The sequence below is a fragment of the Ignavibacteria bacterium genome (genome assembly GCA_025612375.1).
GTDB lineage: Bacteria > Bacteroidota > Ignavibacteria > Ignavibacteriales > SURF-24 > JAAXKN01.
Map to the genome: position 1 here is coordinate 31,354 of JAAXKN010000021.1, position 12,730 is coordinate 44,083.

The window sequence follows — 12,730 nt, forward strand, 5'->3', positions numbered from 1 at the left end:
AAGCTCGTGGCTATTCAATTGAGCCCGCCTCGGCGGGCTTTCTCAGCCTGAATAGCCACGACCTTCAGGTCGTGGATAAATGGTTCAAAAATATTTTTGGGCTTTAGCCCCGGATCTTTATTTATGAAATTCGGCGCTCTCTTCCTTAACAATCCTCACCAGCGCCTTCAGATTCTCCGGATCCACATCCGGAAGAATCCCGTGGCCCAGATTGAACACATGCCCCGTCCCTTCACCGTACGACCTCATTACATCCATAGCTCTCTTTCTTATAACATCCTGATTGGCATACAGCACGCAGGGATCCATATTCCCCTGAAGTGCCACTTTACTGCCCACGAGCTTTCTCACACTCCCTAAATCCATCGTCCAGTCCAGCCCCAATACATCAGCACCCGAATCCGCAAGCTCGCCTATATTATAATGCACTCCCTTGGCAAATACAATAACGGGCTCATCTTTTTTCTTCAGCTCCGAGATAACCCGTGTAATATATTGTAAAGAAAATTCCCTGAAATCATCAGGGGCAAGAATTCCGCCCCACGTATCAAATATCTGTACCGCGTTAACTCCCGCCTCTATCTTGGCCGAAAGATAATCCGCCACGGCTTTTGAAATCATCTCCAGAAGCTCGTGCGCAAGCCTTGGCTCGTCATAAATCATCTTCTTGATCAAAGAGAAATTCTTGGACCCTCTCCCTTCCACCATATACGTCAGAAGCGTCCAGGGCGACCCGCTGAAACCTATGAGCGGAACCCTTCCCTGAAGAGCCTCTTTAGTCACTTTAACAGCATCCAGAACATACTTAAGATCCTTATAAGGATCAATTACCTTTAAGCTCTTTGCATCATCCTTTGTGCGCACCGGGTTGTGGAATATTGGCCCTTTCCCCTCGTGCATCTCAAGCTTGAGGCCCATGGCCTCGGGTATAACAAGAATGTCCGAGAATATAATTGCCGCGTCCACGCCTATAATATCCACCGGCTGAATTGTCACTTCGCTTGCCAGCTCGGGCGTTTTGCACATAGTCAGAAAATCGGCTTTTTCCCTTACGGCCCTGTATTCCGGCAGATACCTTCCTGCCTGACGCATAACCCATATTGGCGTGCGTTCAACCGCCTGCCTTCTGCAGGCCCTTAAAAATAGGTCGTTCTGTATCTTCAATAAACTGTCTCCTGGCTTGATGCTGTTTTGCTGATTAAATAATAGTCTGCTGCCGCTCTTAAAACACCTTCCATCGTGTACTCTTTGGGAAGTATATCTACTCTTAAACCCGACTTCTCAATCTCACTTGCCGTCGTGGGACCAATGGCCGCAACGGCAAAATCCTCAAAGTACTTGCTTACATCTTTAACCTCCATTATTTCCAGGAAGTTTCTATACGATGATGGACTCGTAAAAATGAACAGGTCGGGCTTCGAACTCTTTAACTTGTCTTTATATAAACTTATGCTTTCTTTCGATGGCACGGCAACGCTGTAAGCCGCAGCCGCACTTACATTCGCCCCCATCTGCCTTAAGGCTTCCTGAAGCTCTCCTCTTGCAATTGCGGAAGAGGGGATAAATACATTTTTCCCCTTAAGATCTTCTTCACCTAAACCCGCAATCATTCCCGAAGCGCTGAACTCCTTGGGCACCATGCTGACTGTAATTCCCATCTTCTCACACACAGTAGAAGTTTTCTTTCCTACTGCCAGAACCTTCAGCTTCGAATAGTCGGGTTTTACCCCAAGCTCCTCGCATCTTTTAAGAAACATCTTAACAGCGTTAGCCGAAGTGAAAATGAGAATGTCTGTTTTATTAAGATCCTTAACAGCACTGTCAAACTCCTTCCAGTCCTCAGGCGGCACAACTTCAAGAGTAGGGAAGATTACAACGCCCGCGCCGCTGTCAGTAAAAAGTGCTGCCGACTCCTTCGAATCCTCCTCGGCTCTCGTTATAACAACCGTCCTGTTCTCCAGCGGAAGCTTCTTTTTGCTTCTGCTTAAGCCCTTCAGAATAAAATCAAAAAGCCTTTCCCTTTCATCCGTAATTTCATCTTTTGTGTAGCTGCCTGCAACGGCGCGGCCTACCGCGGCATAAATGCTTCCAAGCACCACCTGCGCCGCAAAATCGGGGTCAGACGTAAAGAAAACATTTTCCTTTACGCCTTCACTTATAATCTCCTTCAGCGCGTCATTAAGCTCGGTTTTCCTTTCCCTGAACTCCGAGCACGAAGAGCTCTGCGCGTTAAGGTTATCTTTCTGGAACATGATAAAGAAACAAGAGTACTTTACCATGAACATGTAATTGTGTATTACAAAAGAGTGCAGCGACTCCACAGCCGTCGCCTCTTCCTTAATTCTTGTCTTAAGTGAGCTGATGAGGTTCGTCATCCTGGTAAGCATGATGGAAAAATATAGATCCTCCTTCGAGGCAAAGTAATTATAAAGCGTGCCCTTGGCAATTGAAGCCATCCTGGCCACGTCCTCCATCATCACTTCATGAAAACTGTTCTCCGAAAAAAGCCGCGATGCCGCCTCAATTATCCTTTCACGCTTGTGATTTTTTTTATCCGTTATTTTTCCCTTATCAGCCAAAAGTAAAATCTCTTATTTTAATCGTATGTTTTTGTAGATGTCTTCCAGTATCTCGCCGGCCCCGGCCTTAACCAGATCCTTTGCAAGCTGCCGCCCGAGCTTTGCGCTGTCTTTTTTGCTCCCGCGCAGCTTCTTCCTGAACGTTACAGAGCCGTCAATTGCCCCTACAATGCCGTCAAGATAAAGCCCGTTCGGCCTAACCTGCGCATAAGCACCAATCGGCACCTGGCAGCCGCCTTCAAGCGCCTTTAAGAATGCGCGCTCTGCCATTGCTGCCGTAAATGTCTCTTCGTCGTGCACCGACTGCAGTATCTCATAAACCATTTCGTTATCCGTGTGGATCTCAAGACCCAGAGCCCCCTGGCCTACGGCCGGAAGTATCTCTTCAGTAGGAATAATTGACGAAATATGCTTCTTTAAGCCCAGGCGCTCAACTCCCGCGCGGGCAAGTATAATTGCATCCCATTCCGATTCTTCAAATTTCTTAATGCGTGTGGGAACGTTTCCCCTCAGCTCCACAATCTTAATATCCGGCCTCATGTGCAGCAGCTGCGAACGCCTCCTTAAAGAACCCGTTGCAACAACGGCACCTTCCTTTAAGTCCAAAAGCGTCATTCCTTTCTTTCCTGCAATAAGCGCATCCTCCACCGGGTGGCGCTTTGTAACTGCCGCAAGCCTCAGCCCTTCCGGTATATCCGTCTGTAGGTCCTTAAGACTGTGCACCGCAAGATCAACATTGCGGTTTAGAAGCTCAACTTCCAGCTCCTTGGTAAATAAACCCTTGTCGCCAATCTTGGACAGGGCAACGTCAAGGATCTTGTCGCCCTTGGTCTTTATAAGCCTGATTTCAACGGAAACCGACCTGTTTTTCTTTTCAATTTCTTTCTTTATAAAATTTGACTGCCACAGAGCAAGCTCGCTGCCGCGTGATCCTATAATAATGGTTTGTTTTTTCAATTATTCCCTCTGAAAATTCAGTTTTAATTTTAACTCTCGTGGTCCAGACCGAAAATGCTTCTTATAACATTTACCTTCATTGCCGATTCCTGCGTGTTTACACCGTTCTCCGAAATCTTCTTCAGCTCCACCGTCGGATGATGCAGTAGCTTGTTTACAATGCGCTTTGTTACCAGGTCCAGCTTCTCTGCGTCTTCGGCGCTTAACTTATTCTTCATTTTTTCCACTTCCTCCTGGCGTATCTCTTCAAAAAGCTGCCTTAAGGATTTGATCGTTGGCGTAACTTCAAGCGAATTGTACCACCCGAAGAGGTTAACAAGCTCCTCCATAATAATTTCCTGCACCCTCGGAAGCTCGCCCTGGCGCTTTTTGACGTTCTGATCCACAATTATTTTAAGAGAATCTATGTCGTGATAGAACACATTGTCCAGCTCGCGCACCCTCGGGTCAATATCCCTCGGAATGGCAATATCCATAAAGATTGTTGAAGCATTGCTCCTTTTCTTCATGGAGCTTTTTACCTCGTCGTAGGTCAGTATCAGATCCGGCGCGCTCGTGGCGCTGATTATAATGTCATAATCCTGCAGGTATTCCCTGAAATTTGAGAAGGGGACAGTAGTGGCATGGATTAAGGAAGCCAGCTTCTCGGCTTTTGACATTGTCCTGTTTGTAACTGAAAGCCTTCCAATTCCCTTATCCCTTAAGTGCTTGGCTGCAATCTCGCCTGTCTCGCCAGTACCAATAACAAGGGCCGACTTGCGGTTAAGTCCCGAAAAAATCTTTTCAATCAGCTGCACCGCGGCATAACTGACTGTAATTGCGCCGTCGCTTATAACCGTCTCGGTTTTTGCGCGCTTTCCTACTTTTATAGCCGAATCGAAGATCCTTCTCATTAAGAAACCCGCAAAATCAAAGTCCTCCGATATCTGGAAGGATTCCTTTACCTGTCCAAGTATCTGGTTATCGCCCAAAAGAAGCGAATCAATTCCAGCGCTGACCCTGAAAAGATGGTTTACAGCACCGCAGGAGAAGTAATTCTGGAAATTCTCCGGAGTAATTTTGCCCACGGGCTTCATTTCAATGAGGAATTTCTGAAGGTCTTTGAAGTTCGTGCGGGGATTTATAGGGAAACCGTATATTTCCGTGCGGTTGCACGTGGAAATAATAAAACCCTCGCTGAATAGGTTGCCTTTAAGCTCCTTTAGGAAAACCTTAATTTCCTCGGTGCTCAGGTGCAGGCTCTCCCTTAATTCAACGGGCGCTGTCCTGTGATTTATGCTAACTGCTAATAAATTCATAAGTAAGAATATTTGAATTCAACGTTAAATTCCGGCCTCGTCATTAATAAAACGAATGAAAACTCTTTGCCAGAAAGTTTGTAAGCAGGATAGAAAAAATTGCCAGGCAGAATCCTGCTATTGAAAAAACAATTACCTTTTTACCCCTCCATCCGCCTACGGTCTTGCTTAAAATACCCAGGCCGTACAAAACCCATACAAAGGCTGTTACAATAAGTTTAGGATCGAACCAGTTGAAATTAGGGAACGCCGAAGGAAGCCATACGGCTCCAATGATAATTGCTATAGTAAGGAGCACAAAGCCTATTACAACCGAGTAATAGCTTAACTGCTCAAGCTTTTCCAGACTCGGCAGACGCTCAAAAATGAGCCCGAACCTGTTAAGCTTAATCTCTTTATATAATATCCAGAAAAGCAGCCCGTAAACAGCGGAAATCGTAATGCCCGAATACCCCAGTAAAGCGCTTATTACGTGCAGACCCAGCATACGGTTGCGCAGAACCTCGCGCACCTCAATTAAATCCTGTATAAATAAAGATGAAATCAGCTGAAAAATGAGGGAAAATACTATTATAAAAAGCCCCGTACCCCTTATGTCCGTCAGAAGCTCCAGTATAAAGTAGCTGCAGCTGATGGCAAAAGCCAGCACCGTAAAAATCTCAAAAACATTAGTAATCGGGGGATGATTAAAATCTATTGTCCTGGCCAGAAGATAAAAAGTATGAAAAATAAGGGTTACAAAGAGGAAAATTCTTTTGGAATTGGAAAATTTGTTCTTTTCCTTAACAAAGTCATACAGATAAACGAAAAATGTAAGGCTATAAAGTACAGGAAGAAGAAAATTTAGTATCTTTACTGCAGAATACATATGCTTTTCTATTAAAAAAGTGACTGATGGGTTCAAAAATAATAACTATTTCCAACATACGCAACTCAAAATTAGACCCACCGGTCAGGAATCGTTCGACGTTCGACGTTCAACGTTCTACGTTGAAAACATGATACAAAAAAGCCCGCAAAAGCGGGCTTCAAATTATCTTTACCGTCGGACGTCGGACCTTCTTTCCGTCGAACGTCGAACGTCGAACGTCGAACCTTCTTTCCGTTGGACGTCGGACCTTGGACCTCAGTATCCCCGTCTTACAACTTTCTCAAAATCCGAATGTATCATCAATTTCACTAATTCTTCAAACTTCGTCCCCGGCTCCCAGCCAAGCTTTTCCTTCGCCTTTGCTGCGTTTCCAATCAGCAGTTCAACCTCTGTGGGACGGTAATACCCTGGCGAAACCTCCACAACGCACGTTCCGGGCTTCAGAATGTCGGTCTTTATCCTGGCACTCTGGTGCTTAAGCTCATGCTCCACAAGAGACATATCCACCTTCCTGATTACACCCCTTTCATTCTCCTCCTTACCCTGCCAGTCTATCTCAATTCCAAGCTCACGGAAAGCCAGATCCGTAAACTCACGCACCATATGCGTCTCACCCGTAGCCAGCACAAAATCATCAGCCTTCTCATGCTGAAGTATACGCCACATACCCTCGCAGTACTCTGGAGCAAAACCCCAGTCGCGCTTGGCGTTCAAGTTACCCAGAATAAGCTTATCCTGGAGCCCAAGTGCAATCCTCGAGACTGCACGCGTAATCTTCCTCGTTACAAACGTCTCACCGCGCCTTGGCGACTCATGGTTAAACAAAATTCCGTTGCATGCAAACAGGTTATAAGCCTCACGGTAATTAACAATTATCCAGTAGCCGTAGAGCTTTGCCACTCCGTAAGGGGAGCGGGGATAGAAGGGGGTCTTTTCACTCTGCGGCACTTCCTGCACCTTGCCGAACAGTTCACTCGTGGAAGCCTGATAAAACTTAACCTGACGGTCAATTCCAACCTCCCTTATTGCATCCAGGAACCTGAGAGTACCCAGGGCATCCACCTGTGCCGTATAGTCAGGAAGCTCAAAAGAGACCTTAACGTGGCTCTGAGCCGCAAGATTGTAGATTTCATCAGGACAGATCTTCTCCAATAGGCGGTTTAAGTTACTGGTATCCACCAGGTCGCCATAGTGCAGAAAAAGAGTTTTCCCGCTGATATCGGGATTATTATAAAGATGGTCAATCCTTCCCGTATTAAAAGAACTGCTGCGTCTTATAATGCCATGGACCTCATACCCCTTTTCCAGAAGAATTTCTGTCAGGTACGATCCATCCTGTCCCGTAATGCCTGTAATGAGTGCTTTTTTCATGTTCAATTAAAAATTAAAAATTAAAAAATATTGAATAGCCACTGAATAGCCACTGAATAGCCACGAGCTTTAGCTCGTGGAACGGAATAAAAAAATATTGGGGCTTTAGCCCCCGATCCTCCGGGGAAAATCAAAAACTAAACCCTCTCGGCCACATTCTCCAAAAACCAATTATAAGCTTTCCCAATCCCTTCCTTCAGCCCGGTGGTGTGGTGCCATCCCATCCCGTGCAAACGGGAAATATCCATCAACTTCCTGGGTGTTCCGTCGGGCTTGGTGGAATCATATTTTATTTTGCCCTTAAACCCTATAACCTCTGCAATTGTGGAGACTAACTCTGCAATCGTCAGATCCTCTCCCGTGCCTATGTTTATGTGCGAGATCCCATTCTCATAGAGATCCTTTGCCTCCACCTTCTGCATCACGTAATAACACGCGTCTGCCAGGTCGTCAACATAAAGAAATTCTCTCTTCGGCGTTCCCGTGCCCCATACTTCCACCTCATCCTTATTACCCGCCTTTGACTCGTGGAACTTGCGGATGAGGGCCGGAAGAACATGAGAGGTCTTCAGGTCATAATTGTCAAAAGGACCGTACAGGTTCGTCGGCATAACCGATATGAAATTAGATCCGTACTGCCTGTAATAGCTCTCGCACAACTTTATGCCCGCAATCTTGGCTATCGCGTAAGGCTCATTTGTATACTCAAGAGGACCCGTAAGAAGCATCTCCTCCTTCATAGGCTGAGGCGCCATCTTGGGATAAATGCACGAACTTCCCAGGAATAGAAGCTTTTTAGCCCCGTACTTATGTGCCGCATGAATAATATTACTCTCAATCATGAGGTTCTCATAAATAAACTGCGCGCGGAAAGTGTTGTTGGCAAGTATTCCTCCCACTTTTGCCGCCGCAACCACAACCTCTTCGGGCCTTTCCTTCTCAAAAAACTCCTCAACTTTATCCTGCCTTATAAGATTAAGCTCACTGGAAGTCCTGGTAACAATGTTATCATAGCCTTCTGAAACAAACTTCCTGCGGATTGCCGAACCCACCATGCCGCGGTGCCCTGCAATATAGATCTTCTTGCTCTTCATGCCAACGCCTTTAATAAATAGAAAATTAACTTAAACCAACTAACTAAATTAAAGAAATTCAAACAATCAACGCAAACCCGTCATTAATTTTTGAATCGGCACCGAATTCTTTGTATAATTTATAGTAGGCAGCTAAACCCGCGGCCCGCACCGTGAATTGCAATTTTTATTCTGCCGGCTTTTTTTTACCTTTGCATTGATTTTTTCTACCATAACCGAAATAAGAAAAATGAAGGGAGATTGAACTTTGAAGAAGATCATATCAGTAGTAGGCGCAAGGCCCAATTTCATGAAAGTAGCACCGCTCCATAAAGCACTTAAGAAATATAACGGACAAATAGAACACCTGATCTGCCATACGGGACAGCATTACGACGAAAAGATGTCGAAAATATTCTTCAGCGACCTGGAGCTCCCCGTTCCTCACTTCTACCTCGGCGTCGGCTCCGGAAGCCATGCAGAACAGACAGCCCGCGTAATGGTGGAATTCGAAAAAGTGCTCCTTGAGGAAAAACCCGACCTCGTTATCGTTGTAGGCGACGTAAACTCAACCATTGCATGCAGCCTTGTGGCCTCCAAGCTCCACATTAAAGTAGCCCACGTGGAGGCCGGCTTAAGAAGCTTCGACCGCCATATGCCCGAGGAAATAAACCGCCTCCTTACAGACGCCATATCCGACTTCCTCTTCGTAACCGAAAAAAGCGGACTGGAAAACCTCATGCGCGAAGGAGTTTCAGAAAGCAAGGTCTTCTTCACCGGCAACGTAATGATAGACAGCCTCGTAAACTACCTTCCCAAAGCCGAGTCTTCAGACATAATTGCATGCCATAACCTGGAGAAGGGGAATTACATCCTCGTCACGCTTCATCGCCCGAGCAACGTCGATTCAAAAGACTACCTGGAAGAACTCATTCACCTTTTGAATACAGTATCAGAAAAGAGGAAAGTAATATTCCCAATTCATCCCAGGACAAAAAACAACATGCACCGCTTCGGACTAAATAACACATTAAGCAGTAATGTAATCCTTACAGATCCCATAGGCTACATAGATTTCCTAGCCTTAACAAAAAATGCGGAGCTTATAATAACAGACAGTGGCGGCATACAGGAAGAGTCGACATACCTGGGAGTCCAGTGCATAACAGTAAGAAATAATACAGAAAGGCCGGTTACAGTAGAAGTAGGCACAAACCAGCTCATAGGCACGGACCTTGAAAAAGTAGAAAAGGCCGCTCTCGAAGTCCTCTGCGGCCAAAAAAAGCAGGGTAACATTCCTGATCTCTGGGACGGCCGCGCCGCCGAAAGAATCGCCCAAATCCTCATAGAACAATTAAAAAATTAATCCCTCTGAGTACGGGCGCACGTCGGTGCGCCCTCGCCTCAGGCTTTAGGCCCCAACCTAATTCAGAGCTTGGAGAGGTCAGATGAAGCTGATCTGTCGCAGAGAAGGAAACCAATCCTCTTCAGAGCTTCGGAGAAGCGACTTGTCTGTAGAAAGAGGACCCACACCCTTCTTCAGAGCTTCGGAGAAGCGACTTGTCTATAGGAACCAACGTGTAAACCTCTGATACAAATCGCCCTTCCAGGGCTCTGGAATTTTGGGGGAATCCATTCTTTCTACAAACAAATCATCCCTCCGGGATTCTATGAATATCAGCTGTATTGGCTTTATTCAATGAAAAAGAAATCTAAGTACAAGCCCCAATACCGCGTTAGCGGTAAAATATTTGTAGAAAAAGGATCCCAAAACCGCGAGAGCGGTTTTCTATCTGTAGCCCAGGGTATCAAATTCGCCGTGGCGAATGCAGACACCCTGGGGATGCTGATTGACATAAAAAGAATAATGTATTAAATTATGCATCATCTGGAAGATAGATCTATTCATATCATACACTGCAGCGCATAAAAAAATCACTGATCTAACACTTTAGAGCCTGAACAGTTGAATGCAGCTTTCAGAACCTTTCATCCCTTAGTTTTTCATTCCGGATATGACCTCAGACAAAATAAAGAACAGGCCATACAGTCGCCTGGCCTTTCCGTTCATTCCCGGAGGATCAAAATTCCCCGGAGATCACCCAAAGCTTAAAAAACAGGAACTATCTTCTTACACAAAAGGAGAATGCTCATCATGCTCAGTGCAATACGTATTATGCCGTTATTCCCCATAATCTTCTTAATAATTCTAACTTCAGGCTGCAAGGTAAATGACCCCGAGAAACTGAAGCCAGATGGCAGCCTCATTATAAAGGCTGAAGGAGTCTCCTCAACTGAGGTCTGGATCAGAATAAAAGACGAATCTTCCGCTCCTAAGGACGTTATCTCTCTTCAAAGAGATGGCCAGGCAGTCCTTTTATTTAGCCTCAAAGGAAAAGATACACTTATATGTGAGGATTCACTTAGCCCGGGAAGGCAGTACACCTACAAGGTAGCAAGAGTTACTTCAAAAGACGCATACACTTCAGAAGAATTAAGCATAAGAACGATGGACACGACCAGCCACGACTTTCATTTCAGAACCTTCTGGGTATGCAACCGGTCCAGCAGTCTAAGGGATGTAGCCATTATAAATGAAAATGATATCTGGGCAGTAGGGGACATGTACATGAACCTCCCTGAAGGAAAAGAGGACTATGAACCTGTTGGAGCAGTGCACTGGGACGGGAAAGAGTGGAAACAGATAAAGCTTCCGGCTGTGGCATCACCTACATACAATACATTTTTAACTCCAAATGATATACTTGCATTTTCACCTAATGACATCTGGTTTGCCAATGGAGGGGTAATCCATTTTGACGGGAAGAAAGTGACAAAATGCTACTGGATAGCAGATTTTCCGGGAAATGTTGACAATCCAGTTCTGGGAAAAGGAAAAGGGATTACAAGACTCTGGGGCACTTCATCTAATAGCATCTATGCTGCTGGCTACAAAGGAGCAATAGCCCATTTTGACGGCAAGACGTGGAAGAAGATCGACTGCAATACTGATCTGACTATACAGGATATATGGGGAAGCAAGGACCCATTAACAGGTGAAGAGGTGGTCCTCTGTGTAGCCTCAAGACTATATTCCGGCGACCTTCCCAAAGTGCTCCGGATTAAGAACGACAAGGTAACAGAGCTTTCCATAGATGGTCTCCCTCCAAGTCTCTGCTCAGTATGGTTCATGGATCTGAATAAAGTCTATATCACAGGTGACGGTCATTTCGTAAAAAACCTGAACATTGGGACTGAAAAGTGGGATTTCTTTTCAAGATCATTTACCCGGTACTGGTCGGATGCGGTAAGAGGAAATGATCTTAACGATATTGTTCTTGCCGGTGCATTCGGGGATATATGCCACTTCAACGGAAAGACATGGAAAACTTACCTCGGGAATGGGACGGAGTATATCAATGGTAGTTTGAACGGGGTGGATATAAACGGAAACACTATCTGCGCTGTTGGTACAACTGGAAGTTCTTCATTTATAGTTCTGGGGCAGAGATGATCTTAAAACAGATATTAGTCCATAATAAATTAGGAGGCAAAGCCTTCAGAAAAACAAAAACCCATTCCACCTCATCGCTCCAATTCTTCCCATCGAAAGTCGAACGTCGGACCTGCTCTCCCGTCGAACGTCGAACGTCGGACCTAATTCTTCCCCCTCATCCTCTCAATTAACTCCCGAATTATTCCCGAAACGCACTCCGTATCCGCGGCTTCATACTTCTCCAGCACACACGAGTGCATATCCAGACACATCGCATTCAGATCCCTGATTAAAGGCTGACTCTTACCCGTCAGAAATACATTAATACCCCGGCGGTCATCGGGATTAATACTCCTCGTTATCAGCTTCTTCGCCTCCAGTGAGGTAATTATATGCGTTATTCTGCCCGGCGTAAGCTTCATCTCCCGCACCAGATCCTTTATACTTACAGCCTCTGCATTCCTGAAATAACAGAGAAGCTTAAATTCTGCGGGAGTAAGACCGTTCCTTTCGGCAAAATCCAGCTCCATATTCGTGTATTCTTTAACGAGATCAAACGTCAGGTCGGCCATTGCCTGCGCCTGCCGGCTTCTGTCCTTTAATGGGGGGTTAAAGTCAGATGGGATTGGTTTTTTTTTAAGTTGTTCCATTATTTTCCAGAGGATAAAATCTTACTTTACAAAATAAATTATTTTATCGCTGATAAAACTAAAAACTTAAACTGAAAAAGCCAAAAGAAAAATAAAATTAAATATTTTTTGCTAAAAACCTAAATATCTGAATTATATTCACTCACCACCCGGAATGATATCAGTGATTTCAGGAAATGGTGAATTATACTGAATTTGTCATTACTGAACTATGGGAGTGATTGCCCGCCTGGAGCACAGGATCCCTCTGCTTGGTATGATATCCCAAACAATTTCGGAACCCTGCGAGCAGGATTCTATGATAATTGAATTTGTAAAAAAAATGATATAAATTGACCGGGAAAGTTTTGTAATAAGATTTCTAAATACCTCGGCACAAGAGTGGAAAACTGGAATAAAACAAATTATACGCGCTGGAAGGAATGAGTGTGGGTG

General features: G+C 45.1%; 10 protein-coding genes. 2 read left to right on the plus strand and 8 right to left on the minus strand.

What is annotated here, in order from left to right:
- Nucleotides 1–117 precede the first annotated feature (117 nt).
- The 7 genes from HF312_12950 to HF312_12980 all read right to left on the minus strand — a co-directional run bounded on the left by HF312_12950 (nt 118) and on the right by HF312_12980 (nt 8,170).
- Nucleotides 118–1,164: a uroporphyrinogen decarboxylase gene (locus HF312_12950; GenBank protein ID MCU7521120.1), complete on the minus strand. Its 1,047-nt coding sequence runs from the start codon at nt 1,162–1,164 to the stop codon at nt 118–120.
- Nucleotides 1,161–2,579 carry a TetR family transcriptional regulator gene (locus tag HF312_12955; GenBank protein ID MCU7521121.1) on the minus strand — a complete coding sequence of 473 codons (1,419 nt, stop codon included), beginning with the start codon at nt 2,577–2,579 and terminating at the stop codon, nt 1,161–1,163. The genes HF312_12950 and HF312_12955 overlap by 4 nt, the downstream gene beginning before the upstream one ends.
- A 12-nt stretch (nt 2,580–2,591) precedes the next feature.
- A complete protein-coding gene (gene hemC / locus HF312_12960; GenBank protein MCU7521122.1) occupies nt 2,592–3,536 on the minus strand; it encodes a hydroxymethylbilane synthase in 945 nt (314 codons plus the stop codon).
- A gap of 29 nt (nt 3,537–3,565) precedes the next feature.
- Complete coding sequence (locus HF312_12965) at nt 3,566–4,834, minus strand: glutamyl-tRNA reductase (protein MCU7521123.1); 1,269 nt, start codon at nt 4,832–4,834, stop codon at nt 3,566–3,568.
- A gap of 43 nt (nt 4,835–4,877) precedes the next feature.
- Complete coding sequence (ccsA, locus tag HF312_12970; GenBank protein ID MCU7521124.1) at nt 4,878–5,702, minus strand: cytochrome c biogenesis protein CcsA; 825 nt, start codon at nt 5,700–5,702, stop codon at nt 4,878–4,880.
- A 258-nt stretch (nt 5,703–5,960) separates the two neighbouring features.
- A complete protein-coding gene (gene gmd / locus HF312_12975) occupies nt 5,961–7,076 on the minus strand; it encodes a GDP-mannose 4,6-dehydratase (protein MCU7521125.1) in 1,116 nt (371 codons plus the stop codon).
- A 137-nt stretch (nt 7,077–7,213) separates the two neighbouring features.
- The gene (locus HF312_12980; protein ID MCU7521126.1) at nt 7,214–8,170 is read right to left on the minus strand and encodes a GDP-L-fucose synthase; all 957 of its coding nucleotides are present in this window, start codon (nt 8,168–8,170) and stop codon (nt 7,214–7,216) included.
- A 247-nt stretch (nt 8,171–8,417) separates the two neighbouring features.
- Here HF312_12980 and wecB point away from each other — a divergent pair, with 247 nt between their 5' ends.
- Nucleotides 8,418–9,515, plus strand: a complete 1,098-nt coding sequence (gene wecB, locus HF312_12985; protein MCU7521127.1) for a UDP-N-acetylglucosamine 2-epimerase (non-hydrolyzing) — start codon at nt 8,418–8,420, stop codon at nt 9,513–9,515.
- Between the two features lie 789 nt (nt 9,516–10,304).
- Nucleotides 10,305–11,663 carry a hypothetical protein gene (locus HF312_12990; protein ID MCU7521128.1) on the plus strand — a complete coding sequence of 453 codons (1,359 nt, stop codon included), beginning with the start codon at nt 10,305–10,307 and terminating at the stop codon, nt 11,661–11,663.
- Nucleotides 11,664–11,806: 143 nt separating this feature from the next.
- Here the strand turns inward: HF312_12990 and HF312_12995 are convergent, their stop codons facing one another.
- Nucleotides 11,807–12,295: a MarR family transcriptional regulator gene (locus HF312_12995; GenBank protein ID MCU7521129.1), complete on the minus strand. Its 489-nt coding sequence runs from the start codon at nt 12,293–12,295 to the stop codon at nt 11,807–11,809.
- Nucleotides 12,296–12,730 lie beyond the last annotated feature (435 nt).